This window comes from Cupriavidus sp. 01L46, from assembly GCF_056399905.1.
Genome location: NZ_JBFTSF010000265.1, coordinates 1 through 18,302, shown reverse-complemented (window position 1 = coordinate 18,302; position 18,302 = coordinate 1). Strand labels below are relative to the sequence as shown.

Sequence of the window (18,302 nt, the reverse complement as noted above, 5' to 3'; positions counted from 1 at the left end):
GCGTAACGTTCGTCGTTAGCAGTTATTGCATTCCCATTGATTAACGAGGTGACGGGTCCTCGGTATGCCCTCCACTGCTTTGTAACCCACGTCGAAACCAGGTMGGCCCCTGCGTGAACTGTGTGAACAGTGTCAAGAAGACAGATTGTACCCCGTTGGCGGCTCCAGGTGTAAATGCCTGCCGTGCCGCCTCGCGCGTCAGCGCCGTGCGCCGGGGGCCAGCAGCGCGATCAGCTCGCTGGGATGGCGCACCAGGTAGTCGGCGCCCCATGCCTCGGGCGGTTCGCCATCGCCGCAGTAGCCGTAGGCAGCGGTGATGGTGATCATGCCGGCAGCCTTGCCGGCCTGGATATCGCGCACGTCATCGCCAACGTACACGCAGCGCCCGGGCGCCACGCCGCTGACTTCGGCGGCATGCAGCAGCGGCGCGGGATGGGGCTTGGCATGCGCCGTGGTGTCGCCGCTAACCACGGCCGAGGCGCGCGGCGCCAGCCCGATGGCGGCGACCAGCGGCGCGGTGAAGCGCGTGATCTTGTTGGTGACGATACCCCACCGGATGCCGGCGGTTTCCAGCGCGTCCAGCACCTCGGCCATGCCGTCGAACAGGCGAGTATGCACTGCGATGTCGGCCTCGTAGTAATCGAGGAAGGTGTCGCGCAGGGCGGGGAACTCAGGGTCGGCCGGGCTCTTGCCGAAGGCGGCGCCAATCAGGCCGCGCGCGCCGTGCGAGGCCACCGGGCGGAGTTTCTCGTAGTCCACGGGCGGCCGGCCATGCTCGGTGACGAGCCGGTTCGCGGCTGCGGCCAGGTCGGGGGCGGTGTCGGCGAGCGTGCCGTCGAGATCAAAGAAGACTGCGTCGTAGGTGCGCATGTTCAGGCGGGCCGGCGAAATGCCATCATATAGTTCACATCGGTGTCCCGGCCCAGCGAGTAGACCTGGGTCAGCGGGTTGTAGGTCATGCCGCGCATCTCGACCAGCTCGAGTCCGGTGTTGCGGGCGTAGCGGGCAAGTTCGGACGGCGTGATGAACTTGTCGTAGTCATGCGTGCCGCGCGGCAGCATCTTGAGCACGTATTCGGCGCCGACCACGGCCAGCAGATAGGCCTTGAGGTTGCGGTTGATCGTGGAGCAGAACACATGGCCGCCCGGGCGTACCAGCGTGGCACAGGCGCGCAGGATCGATTGCGGGTCGGGCACGTGCTCCAGCATTTCCATGCAGGTCACCACATCGACGCTGGCGGGCATGCGCGCCGCCAGCGCTTCGGCGGCGATTTCTTCGTAGGTCACGGTCACGCCGGACTCCAGGCTGTGCAGGTCGGCGACCTTCAGTGCCTTGGTGGACAGGTCGATGCCGCGCACCGTGGCGCCGGTACGCGCCATGCTCTCCGCCAGGATGCCGCCGCCGCAGCCGATGTCGACCACGTCCTTGCCCTTGAGGCTGGCGATGCCGTCGATCCAGCCGAGCCGCAGGGGGTTGAGCTCGTGCAGCGGCTTGAACTCGCTTTCCGGATCCCACCAGCGATGGGCCAGCTCGCTGAACTTGTCGATTTCGCGCGCGTCGGCGTTCTTGCCGATCAAGGTGGTTTCAACGGTCGGATGGAGCGGGGAGGATATCTGCGTCATGGAGTTTGGCGCGCCACCAGGGCGGCAGCGTGAAGGCGGAGGGTATGCTGCGACTGTATCAAAAAAAAAGCCCAGCTTGCGCTGGGCTTTCTTTCATCGGAAAGGTTCCGATTAACGTGCGCTGCGGGTGCCGACCACTTCGACTTCCACGCGACGATTCGGCTGCTGGCAGGAGATTTGTGCCTTGCGATTGCCCTTGCACGACTTCGGGTCAACCTTCAGCTGACGCTTGCCCTTGCCTTCCGTGTAGACACGGTTGGCTTCCACGCCCTTGCTGACCAGATAGGCCTTGACGGCTTCAGCACGACGGATCGACAGGCGATCGTTGTACTTGTCCGAACCGAACGAGTCGGTGTGACCAACTGCGATAATCACTTCCAGGGTGATACCCGACAGCTTGGAGCTCAGGTCGTCCAGCTTGGCCTTGCCTTCCGGCTTCAGCACAGCCTTGTCGAAATCGAACAGGGTGTCAGCAGCGAAAGTGACCTTTTCGCTGGAAACAACCGGAGGAGCAACCGGTGCCACCGAGGGGGCAGCCGGAGCGACCGCCGGAGCCAGGGCGCCGTCGCACAGGGCGTTGGCGGTGGCCGGGGTCCACGAGCTGTCGCGCCAGCAGAGCTCGTTCGTGCCATTCTTCCACACGTACTCGCTCGTACCGTTGCCCCAGTTATCGTTCACAGCCTTCTTTTCGTAGGGGACGGACTGGGCTTGAGCGGATGCAGCCATTACTGCGGTAGCTGCAACGAGCGCGAGCTTGGCAAATTTTTTCATATTTCTCCTCTCAGGATGAGATCACCGCAGGGTTACTGCGAGCAAATGGACGGAAACTAGTCATACATTCTTCGGAGTATAACATTCTCGATGCGGTGTATGCTCCACTTCGAACAATGTCTGGCTCTTCGCTGGGGAATTGTGCCACAAGGGTCGTTTCCTAAGAAGTAAATATATTCGATTCCATCAATGGGTTTTAGGCCTGTGGTGTTTGTGCAACATGGCCCTTGCGATGCCCGCAAACCCTTGTCAGGCCGTGCTTGCAGGATTTTCGACTCGGCCTTGTGGGTGCTTTCCGGGCGCTGCCGAAGCCCCTGCCAAGGGGGGCGCCGCGGCTGCGGGAGAGGGCAGCCGCGCATGTTAGAATGTCACGTTGCCCACCTGTCAGACGCCGCTTCGGCGAATGGCGATTCACCTGGGTGCCTTCTGTTTAAATTCGCCGGATAACCCACGCCGCAATGGATCAATTCGCCAAAGAAACCCTTCCGGTCTCCCTCGAAGAGGAAATGCGCCGTTCCTATCTCGATTACGCCATGAGCGTGATCGTCGGGCGCGCGCTTCCCGATGTGCGGGATGGCTTGAAGCCGGTACACCGGCGTGTGCTCTATGCGATGCATGAGCTTAACAACGACTGGAACCGGCCATACAAGAAATCGGCCCGTATCGTAGGGGATGTGATTGGTAAGTATCACCCCCACGGCGACACTGCTGTATACGATACGATCGTGCGGATGGCGCAGAATTTCTCGCTGCGCTACATGCTGGTCGATGGCCAGGGTAACTTCGGTTCGGTGGACGGGGATAACGCGGCAGCCATGCGTTATACCGAAATCCGCCTGTCCAAGATTGCCCACGAGATGCTGCTCGATATCGATAAGGAAACTGTCGATTTMGGGCCGAATTATGACGGCTCCGAACATGAGCCGCTGATTCTGCCGGCACGCATTCCGAATCTGCTGATTAATGGTTCGTCGGGTATCGCAGTGGGTATGGCCACCAATATCCCGCCGCATAACCTTAACGAAGTGGTCGATGGCTGCCTGCATCTGCTGCGTAATCCGCAAGCTACGATTGACGAGCTGATCGAGCTGATTCCGGCGCCGGACTTCCCGACCGCCGGCATTATCTATGGCATCCAGGGCGTGCGCGAAGGCTACCGCACCGGACGCGGCCGCGTCGTCATGCGCGCCAAGACGCACTTCGAGGATATCGACCGTGGCCAGCGCCAGGCGATCATCGTCGACGAGCTGCCCTACCAGGTMAACAAGCGCACCCTGCTCGAGCGCATCGCCGAGCTGGTGACGGACAAGAAGGTCGAGGGCATCTCCGATATCCGCGACGAGTCCGACAAATCCGGCATGCGCGTGGTGATCGAGCTCAAGCGCAACGAAGTGCCGGAAGTCGTGCTTAACAATCTATATAAGCACACCCAGCTGCAGGACACCTTCGGCATGAACATGGTGGCGCTGGTCGATGGCCAGCCGCGCCTGCTGAACCTGCGCCAGATGCTGGATTGCTTCCTGTCGCACCGGCGCGAGGTCGTCACCCGCCGTACCGTGTTCGAGCTGCGCAAGGCGCGCGAGCGCGGCCACGTGCTGGAGGGCCTGGCGGTGGCTCTCGCCAACATCGATGAGTTCATTGCGATCATCAAGGCGGCGCCCACGCCCCCCATCGCCAAGCAAGGGCTGATGGCCAAGGCCTGGGATTCCAGCTTGGTGCGCGAAATGCTGGCACGCGCTGAAGGCGACACCGCGGGCGGCCGGGCGTCCTACCGCCCGGACGGCCTGCCGGCCATCTTCGGCATGCAAGCCGACGGGCTGTACCGCCTGTCCGACTCGCAAGCCCAGGAAATCCTGCAGATGCGCCTGCAGCGCCTCACGGGCCTGGAGCAGGACAAAATCGTCCAGGAATACCGCGATGTCATGGCGGTCATCTCCGACCTGCTCGACATCCTGTCGCGCCCGGAGCGCATCAGCACCATCATCACCGACGAGCTGACCGCCATCCGCGCCGAGTTCGGCGACCTGCGCCGCTCGCACATCGAGCTCAACGCGACCGAGCTCGATACCGAGGACCTGATCACCCCGCAGGACATGGTGGTGACCCTGTCGCACAGTGGCTATATGAAGAGCCAGCCGATTTCCGAGTACCGCGCACAAAAGCGCGGCGGCCGCGGCAAGCTGGCGACCACCACCAAGGAAGACGACTGGATCGACACGCTGTTCGTCGCCAACACGCACGACTACATCCTGTGCTTCTCGAACCGCGGCCGGCTGTACTGGCTGAAGGTGTACGAGGTGCCGCAGGGGTCTCGCAACTCGCGCGGCAGGCCGATCGTCAATATGTTCCCGCTGTCCGATGGCGAGAAGATCAACGTCATCCTGCCAGTGCGCCAGTTCGACGCCGAGCACTTCATCTTCATGAGCACCGCGCGCGGCACCGTCAAGAAGACGGCGCTGACCGAGTTCTCGAACCCGCGCAAGGCCGGCATCATCGCTGTCGACCTCGATGAGGGCGACTACCTGATCGGCGCTGCCGTCACCGACGGCCAGCACGACGTGATGCTGTTCTCGGATTCTGGCAAGGCCGTGCGCTTTGACGAAAACGACGTGCGTCCGATGGGCCGCCAGGCCCGCGGCGTGCGCGGCATGAATCTGGAAGAAAGCCAGACGGTGATCGCCATGCTGGTGGCCCCGGCCGAGACCAGCGAGCAGGCCGTCGCAGTGGGCAGTGTGCTGACCGCCACCGAAAACGGCTACGGCAAGCGCACCCCGATCGCCGAGTACACTCKACACGGTCGTGGCACCAAGGGCATGATTGCGATCCAGACKAGCKAGCGCAACGGCCGGGTAGTGGCTGCCGCGCTGGTGTCGCCGGAGGACGAGATCATGTTGATCACGACCGGCGGCGTGCTGATCCGTACACGTGTGTCTGAAATCCGCGAGATGGGSCGYGCMACGCARGGCRTGACCCTGATCAACGTGGACGAGGGCACCAAGCTGTCCGGCCTGCAGCGAATCGTCGAAAGCGACGCCGACAACGGTGTGGCGGGCGACGAACTCGAAGAAGGGGCTGACGCGGTGGATGCGGCGGCTCCGGCTGCCGACGGTGAGCAGGCAGGTGCGCAGGACGGCACCGGTGCCGGCACGCCTGATACAGGGTCAAATTCGTAAGTTGTTGCAACATTGAMCCGTTATCCGGAACTCGATTGCCGGCTGCGGGACTAAAACGGACATATTTACAAGGGAGTCACAATGCTCAAAACCTATCGACGTATCGCTGTTCTGGCTGCCTTCGTACCGGCCATGATGTTGGCCAACGCGGCGCATGCCCAGGACGCCGACAAGACCTCTGCCATCAAGGAACTGCTGACCGTGATGCAAGCCGACCAGGCCGTCAAGGGCCAGGCCGAGAACTGGCAGCAAGGCGCCAAGCAGGAAGCGCCCATGGTCCTGGAGCAGGTGCTGGTCGAGAACAAGACGCTCAACGACAAGCAAAAGCAGGCTGCTGTCGAGAAGCTCAAGAAGAATGGCGCGGTGCAGCGCATGGTCGATGGCGCCGGCACGGCGTTCACCACCGATGGCTTCAAGAGCGATGCCATGAAGGCCCACTACGACGCCTTCGGCAAGTACTACAGCGCCCAGGAAATCAAGGACCTGACCACGTTCCTGAAGTCGCCGACCGGGCAGAAGTTCATGGCTAACCAAGGCAAGGCGACCCAGGAAATCTGGGGCTCGATGATGCAAAAGTACGGCCCGCAAGTCGGCAAGTCGATGCGCGACGCCGCCGAGAAGGAAATCGCCGCCGCGGCGAAGTAATTCGCCGGCGGGCAGGCTGGGCGGGCGGGGCGCTGTCCTCGCCGCCCCAATCTGGCGCGGGTTTGATGGATAATGGCTGCTTGGGTAATACCGGCAGCCATTTTTCATTTCCATCCCGATCCATGAACGAACCCCAGAATCCAGCACTTGCCGCCATGATGCAGCGCGCCGTGGCAGAGCGTGTCTATAACTTCTCGCCCGGCCCGGCGGCCCTGCCGACCGAAGTGCTGCTGCAGGCAGCCGACGAGATGCTGTCATGGCACGGATCCGGCGTCTCGGTGATGGAAATGAGCCACCGCAGCCGCGAGTTCGAGAGCATCCAGGCCGAGGCGCTGGCCAATCTGCGCGAGCTGCTGCAGGTGCCGAAGAACTTCCGCATCTTGTTCCTGCAGGGCGGTGCCATCGGCGAGAACGGCATCGTGCCGCTGAACCTGATACGCCGCGTGGACGCGGATCGTCCCAAGGCGGATTTCGTCGTCACCGGCACCTGGTCAGTCAAGTCCGAGCAGGAAGCGCGCCGCTACGGCGAGGTGAATATCGCTGCCACCAGCACCGCGCAAAAGTTCGCCCGCATCCCGGATGTGGCTGACTGGAAGCTGTCGGACGATGCTGCCTACGTGCACCTGTGCACCAACGAAACCATCGTTGGCGTGGAGTTCCAGGACGTGCCCGACATCGGCCAGCACCGCGACGGCGGGCCGGTCGTGGTCGCCGACGTCTCCAGCCACATCCTGTCGCGCCCGGTTGACTGGTCGCGCGTGCAGGTAGCCTACGGCGGCGCGCAAAAGAACATCGGGCCGGCTGGCCTGACCATCGTGATCGTGCGCGAAGACCTGCTGGGCCATGCGCATCCCCTGTGCCCGTCCGCCTTCAACTGGCGCCTGGTGGCCGAGCATGACTCGATGTACAACACGCCGCCGACCTATTCGATCTATATCGCCGGGCTGGTCTTCAAGTGGCTCAAGGCGCAGGGTGGGGTAGGCGCCATCGAGCAACGCAATATCGCCAAGTCGCACGCGCTGTACGAGTTCCTCGACCAGAGCGCGTTCTACCGCAACGAGATCGATCCTGGCAGCCGCTCGCGCATGAACGTGCCGTTCTTCCTGGCCGACGAATCCCGCAACGACGCCTTCCTGGCAGGTGCGCGCGCCAATGGCCTGGTGCAGTTGAAGGGCCATAAGTCGGTCGGCGGCATGCGCGCCAGCCTCTACAACGCCATGCCGATCGAGGGCGTTGCCGCCCTGATCGAGTACATGCGCGAGTTCGAGCGGACCGCGGCCTGATCCTTTGTTCGCCGCGGCATCGTTTGGCGGTGCCGATTCGGTTTTTTTCCAGGGCCATTTCCACTGCCGTTGGCACTGCGCAATGGTGTGGCGTAGCGGATTCATACAATGACAAATCAAGACAAGCAAGGTGCGCAGGGGGAGGCGCTGCAGGACAATGGCGCGGCCGAAAAGGCGCTGGGCGTCGAGCTGACGCCGCTGCGCGAGCAGATCGACACGCTCGACCGCGAACTGCTGGCGATGCTGAACCGCCGCGCGCAACTCGCCCTCGATGTGGGCGAGGTCAAGAAGAAGTACGGCGCGCCGGTGTTCCGTCCCGAGCGCGAGCTGCAGGTCATTCGCAAGGTGCAGGGGGCCAACCCCGGCCCCCTGCTAGACGACAGCGTGGCGGCAATCTGGCGTGAAGTGATGTCGGCCTGCCGCGGGCTGGAGAAGCCGCTCGAGGTGGCCTTCCTCGGCCCGGCGGGCACCTTCTCCGAGCAGGCGCTGTACGCGCACTTTGGCCACGAAGTCAGCGGCGTACCCTGCCCCAGCATTGACGAGGTGTTCCGCGCGGTGGAAGCCGGTACTGTTGAGTACGGCGTGGTGCCGGTGGAGAATTCCACCGAGGGCGCGGTCTCGCGCACGCTGGACCTGTTCCTGCAGACCTCGCTGAAGATCAGTGGCGAGATCGCGCTGAAGGTGCACCACAACCTGATGGCGTCGTCGCCCGATATGAAGGGCGTGACCGTGGTGCGCGCGCACGCGCAGGCGCTGGCGCAGTGCCAGCACTGGCTCACGGCCAACTACCCGCACCTGGAGCGCCAGGCGGTGTCGAGCAATGCGGAAGCGGCACGCATGGCCAGCGAGGATCCCACTGTTGCGGCCATCGCCGGCGAGTCGGCGGCCAATCGCTACCACCTGCATCTGGTGCGCACGCACATCCAGGATGATCCGCACAACCGCACGCGCTTCGCCGTGATCGGCCGCTACGAGACCGAGCCCTCCGGCAGCGACCAGACCTCGATGATCCGAATGAACATGGCAGAGCAGGGCAAGCAGTTCGGTCCCGAGTATGTGCGGGCGATTTCCCCGTACGTGGCTGGCAAGCCGATTTCCGAAGTGGCGCGCGAGTTTGGCCTGGACGAGTCCACCATCGTCAAGCTGGCGTCGAACGAGAATCCGCTCGGCATGCCCGAATCGGCCCGGACCGCCATCGCTGCCGCCGTGGCTGACCTGGGCCGTTATCCGGACGCAAATGGCTTCGCTTTGAAGGGCGCGCTGTCGGCCCGCTTCGACGTGCCGGCCGACTGGCTCACGTTGGGCAACGGCAGCAACGACATCCTGGAAATCGCGGCGCATGCGCTGGTCAAGCCGGGCGAGTCGATCGTCTATGCCGAGCACTCTTTCGCGGTGTACGCGCTGGCCACGCAGGAAGTCGGCGCACGCGCCCTCGAGGTCAGGGCGCACGACTACGGCCACGATCTCGACGCCATGGCCGCGGCCATCGCTCTGGACACGCGCCTGGTCTTTATCGCCAACCCCAACAACCCGACCGGCACCTTCCTGCCGGCCGCAGGGATCGAGGCCTTCCTGGCCAAGGTGCCGGCCGATGTCGTGGTGGTGCTGGACGAGGCCTACAACGAATACCTGGACGACGCGCAGCAGTACGATTCGATCGCGTGGGTCCGCAAGTATCCCAACCTGCTGGTATCTCGCACCTTCTCCAAGGCCTACGGCCTGGCCGGGCTKCGCATTGGCTACGCCGTGGCGCAGCCCGCGCTGACCGATCTGCTCAACCGCATCCGCCAGCCCTTCAATGTCAACAGCCTGGCCCAGGCAGCGGCAGTGGCGGCGCTGGGCGATGTGGCCTTCCTGCAGCGTAGCGCCGAGCTAAACCGTGCCGGCAAGGCGCAACTGGTGGCGGCGTTCGAGCGGCTCGGCCTGCAGTACGTGCCGTCCTCGGGCAATTTCGTGCTGGTGCGCGTGGGCCAGGACGATGGCGCCGGCGCGCGCGTCAACCTGGCGCTGCTCAAGCAGGGCGTGATCGTGCGGCCGGTGGGCAATTACAACCTGCCGCAATGGCTGCGCATCACTATCGGCCTGCCTGAGGAAAACGCGGCGTTTATCGTGGCGCTGGAAAAGGCCCTCAAGTAAGCGCTGCTGCAAGCAATGCCCCGGCCCTTCGCGGGCCGGCGCCATGCAAGCTTGCGCAAAGGCGCAATGCCGGCGCCGCCCCCCGGCGGAGAAGTTACAATATCGGATTCCCGAACTTCCTCGCCTGGCAGCGTATCCCCGTGACCGTTCCTGCGTCCGCTCCATTTTTTCCCCGTGTCGTCATTGTCGGCGTCGGCCTGATCGGCGGCTCGCTGGCACTCGCGCTCAAGCGCGCGGGTGCGGTCGGCACGGTGGTCGGCGTCGGCCGCTCGCAAGCTTCGCTCGAGCGTGCGCTCAAGCTGGGGGTGATCGACGAGGCGGCCACGCTGGAAGACGCCGCCAAGGGCGCCAGCATGATCGTGCTGTGCGCGCCGGTGGCGCAGACCTTTGCGCTGCTCCATGCACTTGAGCCGCATCTGGAGCCAGCTACGATCATCACGGATGCCGGCAGCACCAAGGCCGACGTCATCATGGCGGCCAAGACTGCGCTGGGCGACAAGGCGGCCCAGTTCGTGCCAGCCCATCCAATTGCCGGGCGCGAGCTGCATGGCGTGGAAGCGGCGCTGGACGATCTCTATGTTGGCAAGAAAGTCGTGCTGTGCCCGCTGCAGGAAAATTCCCGCATTGATGTAGTGGCCGTGCGCGCCATGTGGGAGACCGCGGGCGCCCAGTGCAGCGTGATGTCGGCCGTGCAGCACGATGCCGTATTTGCCGCCGTCAGCCATTTGCCGCACCTGCTGTCCTATGCGCTGGTGGCCCAGGTGGCCAATGCCGAAGACGCGGCGCTCAAGCTCGATTTCGCCGGCGGCGGCTTCCGGGATTTCACCCGGATCGCGGCGTCGTCGCCGGAGATGTGGCGCGATATCTGCGTTGGCAACCGCGAGGCGATGTTGAGCGAGCTCAACACCTACCAGGCCATGCTGGCGCATCTGAAGACCCTGATCGAAAACAGCAACGGCGAAGGCCTGGAGCGTATTTTCCAGCGCGCTAGCCAGGTGCGGCAGCAATGGGGCGCGCAGCGCGCGCCGGCTGTCAACGCCGAGCCCTGATCGCCGCGCAACCCGGCGCAACACGAACGCCACGTCACCAACGAAAGCGGTGCGCCTTTCATCGAAAGCTGCCCGCCAACTAGCATGCAAACCATGGAACATCTCACGCTCGGCCCCTTCACTCGCGCTTCTGGCACGGTTCGCCTGCCGGGTTCCAAGAGCATCTCGAACCGGGTCCTGTTGCTGGCGGCGCTGGCCGAGGGCGAGACCCGCGTGTGCGACCTGCTCGACTCGGACGACACGCGCGTGATGCTGCAGGCGCTGCGTACGCTGGGCGTGGAATGGCGCCATGAGGATGGCGCTTGCGTGGTGCGCGGCGTGGGCGGCAAATTCCCCAATAAGGCCGCCGAGCTGTTCATGGGCAATGCGGGCACGGCCATCCGCCCGCTGACCGCGGCACTGGCGCTGCAGGGCGGAAGCTACAAGCTGTCCGGCGTGCCGCGCATGCATGAGCGGCCGATCGGCGATCTGGTCGATGGTCTGCGCCAGATTGGCGCGAGCGTCGCCTACCTTGGCACCGAGGGCTATCCGCCCTTGCAGATTTCTCCCGCGCGGATTCGCATCGATGCGCCGATCCGCGTGCGCGGCGACGTGTCCAGCCAGTTCCTGACGGCGCTGCTGATGGCCTTGCCGCTGGCCGATGCGCCTGGCGACACCATCGAGATCGAAGTGGTGGGCGAGCTGATTTCCAAGCCCTACGTGGAGATCACGCTCAACCTGCTGGCGCGCTTTGGCATCGAGATCCGGCGCGAGGGCTGGTCACGCTTCATCCTGCCGGCTCGCGCGGCATACCGCTCGCCGGGCGAGATTTTTGTCGAGGGCGACGCGTCCTCGGCCTCCTACTTCCTGGCTGCGGGCGCCATCGGCGGCGGCCCGCTGCGGGTGGAGGGCGTGGGCATGGCCAGCATCCAGGGCGACGTCAAGTTTGCCGAGGCGCTTAACCGCATGGGCGCCAACGTGATGGCCGGCGCCAACTGGATCGAGGTCCGCGGCACCGAGCGCGAMGATGGCCGCTTGCATGGCATCGAGCTGGACTGCAACCATATTCCGGACGCTGCCATGACCCTGGCGGTGGCGGCCCTGTTCGCCGAGGGGCCCACCACGCTGACCAATATCGCCAGCTGGCGGGTCAAGGAAACCGACCGCATCAGCGCCATGGCTACCGAGTTGCGCAAGCTGGGCGTCGAGGTGGAGGAGGGTGCGGATTACCTGAAGGTGACGCCGCCGGCCCAATCCGCCTGGCAGACCCCGGCCGCCGGCATCGATACTTACGATGACCACCGCATGGCAATGTGCTTTTCGCTGGCCGCGTTCGGTCCGCTGCCGGTGCGCATCAACGAGCCTGGCTGTGTGCTAATGATTCTCAATTGATTTAAGAAATCAATATTTTGTTCTGTCTTAATAAACAATGACTATCGTCGACGTCATCACCATCGACGGGCCCACCGCATCGGGGAAGGGCACCGTAGCGCACAAGGTGGCCGACGCGCTCAGCTTCCATTTACTGGACAGCGGTGCGTTGTACCGCCTGGTGGCGCTCGCCAGCGAGCGTGCGGGCATCGACATGCAGGATGTGGAGGGGTTGGCCAGCCTGGCTACCCGCCTCGATGTGAAGTTCGGGCCCGACCGTGTCTGGCTGCGCGGCGAGGAGGTCAGCCTGGCCATCCGCGCGGAAGCCACCGGCAACCGTGCTTCTGCGATCGCCGTCCACCAGCCGGTGCGCGACGCCCTGACGGCGCTGCAGCGCGGTTTTCGCAAGCTGCCGGGCCTGGTTGCCGACGGCCGCGACATGGGCACCGTGATTTTCCCGGACGCCCGGCTGAAGGTGTTCCTGACGGCAAGTGTCGAGGCGCGCGCTCGCAGGCGCTATAAACAATTGATTGATAAGGGAATTTCTGCTAATATCGAAGACCTTTTGCGAGACCTTGAGTCGCGCGACCAGCGGGATCGCTCCCGCGCGGCCGCGCCGCTGCGTCCCGCAGAGGATGCGCACTTGCTCGATACCTCCGACATGACGGTGGATCAGGCGGTGGCGCAGGTGCTGCAATGGTATGGCGCGCCGGGTTCCTGACCCGCGYCAGTCCAGCCGCCGCAACACCGAAGTGCCGGCAGAGCCTGCAAGCGCAGATCCGCCGGTGTTGTTCAACCTGACCCCGCTGCCCGGTGCAGACTGAGCGCGATCCACGCGCCGGCCCGAGTACTGCGGATTGATACTCAAGTTTATGTCCGACCTGCAAACTAACGAATCCTTTGCCGCACTGTTCGAGGAATCCGTCGCCCGCTCCAATATGAAGGCTGGCGAAGTGATTTCCGCTGAAGTCGTGCGCATCGACCACAATTTCGTGGTCGTCAACGCCGGCCTCAAATCGGAAGCCTTTGTGCCGGTGGAGGAGTTCCTGAACGACCAGGGCGAACTCGAAGTGCAGGCCGGCGACTACGTCTCCGTGGCCATCGACGCGCTCGAGAACGGCTATGGCGACACCATCCTCTCCCGCGACAAGGCCAAGCGCCTGGCATCGTGGCTGAACCTCGAGAAGGCGCTGGAAGACGGCGAAATCATCTCGGGCACGGTCACGGGCAAGGTCAAGGGCGGCCTGACCGTCATGGTCAACGGCATCCGCGCGTTCCTGCCGGGCTCGCTGGTCGACGTGCGTCCGATCAAGGACACCACGCCGTACGAAGGCAAGACCCTGGAATTCAAGGTCATCAAGCTGGACCGCAAGCGCAACAACGTGGTGCTGTCGCGCCGCGCCGTTGTGGAAGCGACCCTGGGCGAAGAGCGCCAGAAGCTGATGGAAACCCTGAAGGAAGGCGCCATCGTCAACGGTATCGTCAAGAACATCACGGACTACGGCGCATTCGTGGACCTGGGTGGCATCGACGGCCTGCTGCACATCACCGACCTGGCATGGCGTCGTGTGCGTCACCCGAGCGAAGTGCTGTCGGTTGGCCAGGAAATCACCGCCAAGATCCTCAAGTTCGACCAAGAGAAGAACCGCGTCTCGCTGGGCGTGAAGCAACTGGGCGAAGATCCGTGGGTCGGCATCTCGCGTCGTTACCCGCAAAGCACCCGCCTGTTCGGCAAGGTGACCAACCTGACCGACTACGGCGCATTCGTTGAAATCGAAGCCGGCATCGAAGGCCTGGTCCACGTTTCCGAAATGGACTGGACCAACAAGAACGTCGCTCCGTCGAAGGTTGTCCAGCTGGGCGACGAAGTCGAAGTCATGGTCCTGGATATCGACGAAGACAAGCGTCGTATCAGCCTGGGCATGAAGCAATGCAAGGCCAATCCGTGGGACGATTTCAGCCGTAACCACAAGAAGGGCGACAAGCTGGGCGGCCAGATCAAGTCGATCACCGACTTCGGCGTGTTCATCGGCCTGCCCGGTGGCATCGACGGCCTGGTGCACCTGTCCGACCTGTCCTGGCAAGAAACCGGCGAAGAAGCCGTGCGCAAGTACAAGAAGGGCGACGAAGTGGAAGCCGTGGTTCTGGGCATCGACGTCGACAAGGAACGCATCTCGCTGGGTATCAAGCAGCTGTCGGGCGACCCGTTCAACAACTTCATCTCGGCTAACGACAAGGGTTCCCTGGTCAACGGCACGATCAAGACTGTTGATGCCAAGGGCGCTGTCGTGCAACTGGCTGATGACGTCGAAGGCTACCTGCGCGCATCCGAAATCTCGGCTGACCGCGTGGAAGATGCTCGCAACGTGCTGAAGKAAGGCGAACAAATCACCGCCCTGGTGGTGAACGTCGACCGCAAGTCGCGCAACATCAACCTGTCGATCAAGGCCAAGGACAACGTCGAGCAGCAAGAAGCCATGCAAAAGTTCGCTGCCGACACCGGCACGGCTGGCACGACCAACCTGGGCGCGCTGCTGAAGGCCAAGCTCGGCCAGGACAACCAGTAAGCATTGGTTCTTACGCCTGCTAGCGGATGCCCATGACCAAGTCCGAGCTTGTCGAAAAACTGGCTGCCCGGTTCCCGCAGCTGTTGCTGCGGGATGCGGACATCTCGGTGAAGACGATCCTCGACGCAATGTCCGAAGCGCTGGCTGATGGCCACCGCATCGAGATTCGCGGATTCGGCAGTTTTGGTCTGAACCGGCGTCCGCCGCGCGTGGGACGCAACCCCAAGTCCGGCGAACGTGTGCTGGTGCCCGAGAAACGGGTGCCGCACTTCAAGGCGGGCAAGGAGTTGCGTGAACGAGTCGATCGCAGCCCGGCGCTRCCGCAGGCAGGAAGCGGCGGCACTGGCGCCAATGCCAACGGAAGTCACGTTGGCAACGGCAATGCGAATGGCAGCACCCATGGTGGCAGTAATGGCCATGGCGCTGCCGCTGGTGCGGGTCATGTGACCGCGCCTGGCCAGGCGAAGCCGGCAGCCGCTGCCGGCAACGCCTTGCATGATGATGGCGGGCTGAAGCTGGCCCAGTCCTGAATCCGCTGCGTCTGGCTCGTGATGTGCCTGGATAGTCAAAAAAGCGCCCCTTATCGGGGCGCTTTTTCATTGTGCGAGCATACAAGACGTTACCGTTGGCGCGAGGCGATTCCGCTACAATGCCGGGAATCCACCGAGGGGGCGCCGCCCGCCGGCGTCCGCATCACCGGAGTCCGATTCATCCCATCTGCCGCATGAAGCCCGCATGAAACTTGTCGCCTGGATCATACGCATCGTCCTGTTCGCGCTGCTGTTCGTGCTGGCGCTGCGCAATACCGCCGACGTCTCGCTGCAGCTCTTTTTTGATGCCGTATGGCGCGCGCCGCTGATCCTGATCTTGCTGGCCGCGTTCGGGCTGGGCATCCTCGCCGCGCTCGCCGCGCTGGCGCCTGTGCTGATGCGACAGCGCATGGAGGCGGGCCGGCTGCGGCGTGCGCTGGGCGAGGCGCGCAGCCAGTCGGCGGAAAGTGCGCGCGACCCACAGGCCGCGGCAGGTTCCGGCATTCCTTACAACGTAGTTGGCCCGAAAGTCTGACCCATGATTTTTGAAACCTGGTGGCTGCTGGCGCTGCCGCTCATCTTCGGCCTCGGCTGGATGGCTGCCCGCTTCGATGCGCGCCAGCTGATGAGCGAGCAGGGCGCGCTGCCGCGCTCCTATTTCAAGGGGMTGAATTTCCTGCTCAACGAGCAGCCCGACCAAGCCATCGACGCGTTTATCGAGGTGGTGCGCCTGGACCCCGAGACCACAGAGCTGCACTTTGCACTCGGCGCTTTGTTCCGCCGGCGTGGTGAAACCGAACGCGCCATCCGCGTGCACCAGAACCTGGCTAGCCGCCAGGATCTTCCCGATGCCGAGCGCGAGCACGCGCTTTATGAACTGGGCCAGGATTTCCTGCGCGCCGGCCTGCTTGACCGCGCGGAGGAATCGCTGCGCCGGCTGATGTCAGGGCCGTATGCGGCCCCGGCCAAGCATGTGCTTCTGGAGCTCTACGAAGTCGAGAAAGAGTGGAAGAAAGCCATCGACGCGGCACGCGAGCTGCAGCCGCTGGAGCAGAAGGACTACAGTGTGCAGATCGCGCAGTTCTGCTGCGAACTGGCGCAGGACGCGCTGCAGCGCAAGCAGCCCGATGACGCCATCGGCTGGCTGCAGCAGGCCGCCAAGGAAAACCCCGCCAATGTGCGTGCGCCGATGCTGCTGGGCGATGTGGCCATGGCCGCGGGCGACGCGCAAGGCGCGCTTGGCCACTGGCTGGGCATCGAGAAGCAGGATGCGTCTTACCTGCCGCTGGTGGCGGATCGCGTGGTCAAGGCGTACCGCCAGCTCGGCGACAATGGCCGGGCGCTGGAGTGGCTGCGCGGCCTGCTGAAGACGAACCTGGCTGCCGAGTTGCTCGATAGTGCCTATCGCGCCGAGCTGGAACAGCATGGCGCGCATGCCGCGGCCGTGCTGATGCGCGAGCAATTGCGCCGGCAGCCGTCGTTGCAGGCCTTGACCAAGTATTTTGAGGCGCAGGCCGCCGAGGTTGCGCAAGCCAGCGTGGCTGTCACGGCCGATGCGGCCGATGTGGCTGACGCGGCTGATGGCGATCCGGCGGGCTCCGCCCAAGATATCGAACATGAGCAGGAGGTGTCGGCGATTCGCGACCTGCTGCAGCACCGCACACGTAACCTGGCGCGCTATACCTGCCGCGAGTGCGGTTTCCGCGCCCGGTTGTTCTATTGGCAGTGCCCTGGCTGCAACCGCTGGGAAACCTACGCACCGCGCCGTTCCGAGGCGCTCGGCTGATGCTGGCGCCGATGTCGATGTTGTTGCTTTAGCGTCGCACGCCAATCCCTATCTGGAGTACAAGTTATGAAAGTCACCATTATCGGCAGCGGCTACGTCGGTCTAGTGACCGGGGCCTGCCTGGCCGAACTGGGCAACGATGTGTTCTGCCTGGACGTCGACGAACGCAAGATCGCGATGCTCAATGCCGGCGGCGTGCCAATCTATGAACCGGGCTTGAAAGAGCTGATCCAGCGTAATCGCGAGGCTGGCCGGCTGACGTTTTCCACCGATGTGGCGGCCAGCGTGGAGCATGCCGATGTGCAGTTCATCGCCGTCGGCACGCCGCCCGACGAGGATGGCTCTGCCGACCTGCAATATGTACTGGCGGCTGCCCGCAATATCGGCAAGTACATGACCGGCTTCAAGGTGGTGGTGGACAAGTCCACCGTGCCGGTCGGCACCGGCGATCGTGTCGCCGAAGCCATTCGTGAAGAGCTGGCCGCGCGCGGCCTCGAGGACCTGCAGTTCTCGGTGGTCTCTAATCCGGAATTCCTGAAGGAAGGCGCCGCGGTGGAGGACTTCATGCGTCCCGACCGTATCGTGCTGGGCTGCAACGCCGACGTGGCAGGCCGGCATGCCAAGGCGATCATGCGCCAGCTCTACGCGCCCTTCAACCGCAATCACGAGCGTACGTTCTATATGGACGTGCGCTCGGCCGAGTTCACCAAATACGCGGCCAACTCGATGTTGGCCACGCGCATCTCGTTCATGAACGAGCTGGCGAACCTGGCCGATGAAGTCGGTGCCGATATCGAGCTGGTCCGCATGGGCATCGGTTCCGATCCGCGCATCGGCTATAGTTTCCTGTACGCCGGTGCTGGCTACGGCGGCTCGTGTTTCCCCAAGGATGTGCAGGCGCTGATGCGCACCGCCAGCGCGCATGGCAAGCCCATGCGCGTGCTGGAAGCGGTGGAAGCGGTCAACGACGCGCAAAAGCAGGTGCTGGCCGACAAGGTCGTGCGCCGCTTCGGCGAGGATCTCACCGGGCGCACCTTTGCGATCTGGGGCTTGGCATTCAAGCCCAATACCGACGACATGCGCGAAGCGCCGTCGCGGGTGCTGGCGCAAGCGCTGGTGTCGCGCGGCGCCTCGCTGCACGTGCATGATCCGATCTCGATGGCCGAGGCCAAGCATGCGCTGGCCCTCGATCTCGCACACATCGACGGTGGTTTTGCACGCGTGCATTTCAGCGACGCGCAGATGGACACGCTCGACGGTGCCGATGCCCTGGTCATCGTCACAGAATGGAAGGTGTTCCGCAGCCCGGATTTCAACCAGATCAAGCGCCGCCTGAAGGCTCCCGTCATCTTCGACGGACGCAATCTGTACGAGCCCGAAGCCATGCAGG

15 protein-coding genes, 1 other RNA gene and 1 pseudogene are annotated in these 18,302 nt (G+C 63.8%); 13 read left to right on the top strand and 4 right to left on the bottom strand.

The window, feature by feature from the left end; all coding sequences use genetic code 11:
- The 4 genes from ssrA to ompA form a co-directional block, all read right to left on the bottom strand.
- Positions 1-110: a transfer-messenger RNA gene (gene ssrA, locus AC1DS3_RS30755) on the bottom strand; the annotation flags it as partial.
- Positions 111-198: 88 nt separating this feature from the next.
- Positions 199-870, bottom strand: coding sequence for a phosphoglycolate phosphatase (gph, locus tag AC1DS3_RS30750; RefSeq protein ID WP_441640749.1), 672 nt, complete (start codon positions 868-870; stop codon positions 199-201).
- A gap of 2 nt (positions 871-872) precedes the next feature.
- Positions 873-1,622 (bottom strand): bifunctional 2-polyprenyl-6-hydroxyphenol methylase/3-demethylubiquinol 3-O-methyltransferase UbiG, encoded by a 750-nt coding sequence (gene ubiG / locus AC1DS3_RS30745; RefSeq protein ID WP_441640750.1) that lies wholly within the window; start codon positions 1,620-1,622, stop codon positions 873-875.
- Between the two features lie 111 nt (positions 1,623-1,733).
- The gene (gene ompA, locus AC1DS3_RS30740) at positions 1,734-2,393 is read right to left on the bottom strand and encodes an outer membrane protein OmpA (RefSeq protein ID WP_441640751.1); all 660 of its coding nucleotides are present in this window, start codon (positions 2,391-2,393) and stop codon (positions 1,734-1,736) included.
- A 458-nt stretch (positions 2,394-2,851) separates the two neighbouring features.
- Here ompA and gyrA point away from each other — a divergent pair, with 458 nt between their 5' ends.
- From gyrA to AC1DS3_RS30675, 13 genes and pseudogenes are all read left to right on the top strand, one after another.
- A complete protein-coding gene (gene gyrA / locus AC1DS3_RS30735; protein ID WP_477128611.1) occupies positions 2,852-5,566 on the top strand; it encodes a DNA gyrase subunit A in 2,715 nt (904 codons plus the stop codon).
- Positions 5,567-5,647: 81 nt separating this feature from the next.
- Positions 5,648-6,211: a DUF2059 domain-containing protein gene (locus AC1DS3_RS30730; protein ID WP_441640753.1), complete on the top strand. Its 564-nt coding sequence runs from the start codon at positions 5,648-5,650 to the stop codon at positions 6,209-6,211.
- 122 nt (positions 6,212-6,333) lie between these two features.
- A complete protein-coding gene (serC, locus tag AC1DS3_RS30725; RefSeq protein ID WP_441640754.1) occupies positions 6,334-7,494 on the top strand; it encodes a 3-phosphoserine/phosphohydroxythreonine transaminase in 1,161 nt (386 codons plus the stop codon).
- Between the two features lie 108 nt (positions 7,495-7,602).
- Positions 7,603-8,505: pseudogene (gene pheA / locus AC1DS3_RS30720) on the top strand (chorismate mutase); the annotation flags it as partial.
- Positions 8,506-8,514: 9 nt separating this feature from the next.
- Positions 8,515-9,630, top strand: a complete 1,116-nt coding sequence (hisC, locus tag AC1DS3_RS30715; RefSeq protein ID WP_441640771.1) for a histidinol-phosphate transaminase — start codon at positions 8,515-8,517, stop codon at positions 9,628-9,630.
- 140 nt (positions 9,631-9,770) lie between these two features.
- A complete protein-coding gene (locus AC1DS3_RS30710; protein ID WP_441640756.1) occupies positions 9,771-10,679 on the top strand; it encodes a prephenate dehydrogenase in 909 nt (302 codons plus the stop codon).
- A gap of 93 nt (positions 10,680-10,772) precedes the next feature.
- Positions 10,773-12,050: a 3-phosphoshikimate 1-carboxyvinyltransferase gene (gene aroA, locus AC1DS3_RS30705; protein ID WP_477128610.1), complete on the top strand. Its 1,278-nt coding sequence runs from the start codon at positions 10,773-10,775 to the stop codon at positions 12,048-12,050.
- 37 nt (positions 12,051-12,087) lie between these two features.
- Entirely contained in the window at positions 12,088-12,750 is a 663-nt protein-coding gene (gene cmk, locus AC1DS3_RS30700) for a (d)CMP kinase (protein ID WP_183032074.1), read from the top strand.
- 151 nt (positions 12,751-12,901) lie between these two features.
- Positions 12,902-14,596, top strand: coding sequence for a 30S ribosomal protein S1 (gene rpsA, locus AC1DS3_RS30695; RefSeq protein WP_477128609.1), 1,695 nt, complete (start codon positions 12,902-12,904; stop codon positions 14,594-14,596).
- Between the two features lie 32 nt (positions 14,597-14,628).
- Positions 14,629-15,126, top strand: coding sequence for an integration host factor subunit beta (locus tag AC1DS3_RS30690; RefSeq protein WP_441640759.1), 498 nt, complete (start codon positions 14,629-14,631; stop codon positions 15,124-15,126).
- Between the two features lie 205 nt (positions 15,127-15,331).
- On the top strand, positions 15,332-15,661 hold the full coding sequence (locus tag AC1DS3_RS30685; protein WP_183032076.1) for a lipopolysaccharide assembly protein LapA domain-containing protein: 330 nt from the start codon (positions 15,332-15,334) through the stop codon (positions 15,659-15,661).
- 3 nt (positions 15,662-15,664) lie between these two features.
- Positions 15,665-16,912 carry a lipopolysaccharide assembly protein LapB gene (lapB, locus tag AC1DS3_RS30680; RefSeq protein ID WP_477128608.1) on the top strand — a complete coding sequence of 416 codons (1,248 nt, stop codon included), beginning with the start codon at positions 15,665-15,667 and terminating at the stop codon, positions 16,910-16,912.
- Between the two features lie 66 nt (positions 16,913-16,978).
- Positions 16,979-18,302 (top strand): UDP-glucose dehydrogenase family protein (locus AC1DS3_RS30675; RefSeq protein WP_477128607.1); only part of this gene is annotated, 1,324 nt, incomplete at its 3' end.

Excerpts from the sequence above, each read along its gene's own strand:
- cmk (WP_183032074.1), top strand. The coding sequence starts at position 12,088 with ATGACTATCGTCGACGTCATCACCATCGACGGGCCCACCGCATCGGGG.
- ubiG (WP_441640750.1), bottom strand. The coding sequence starts at position 1,622 with ATGACGCAGATATCCTCCCCGCTCCATCCGACCGTTGAAACCACCTTG.
- gph (WP_441640749.1), bottom strand. The coding sequence starts at position 870 with ATGCGCACCTACGACGCAGTCTTCTTTGATCTCGACGGCACGCTCGCC.
- serC (WP_441640754.1), top strand. The coding sequence starts at position 6,334 with ATGAACGAACCCCAGAATCCAGCACTTGCCGCCATGATGCAGCGCGCC.
- AC1DS3_RS30685 (WP_183032076.1), top strand. The coding sequence starts at position 15,332 with ATGAAACTTGTCGCCTGGATCATACGCATCGTCCTGTTCGCGCTGCTG.
- ompA (WP_441640751.1), bottom strand. The coding sequence starts at position 2,393 with ATGAAAAAATTTGCCAAGCTCGCGCTCGTTGCAGCTACCGCAGTAATG.
- AC1DS3_RS30730 (WP_441640753.1), top strand. The coding sequence starts at position 5,648 with ATGCTCAAAACCTATCGACGTATCGCTGTTCTGGCTGCCTTCGTACCG.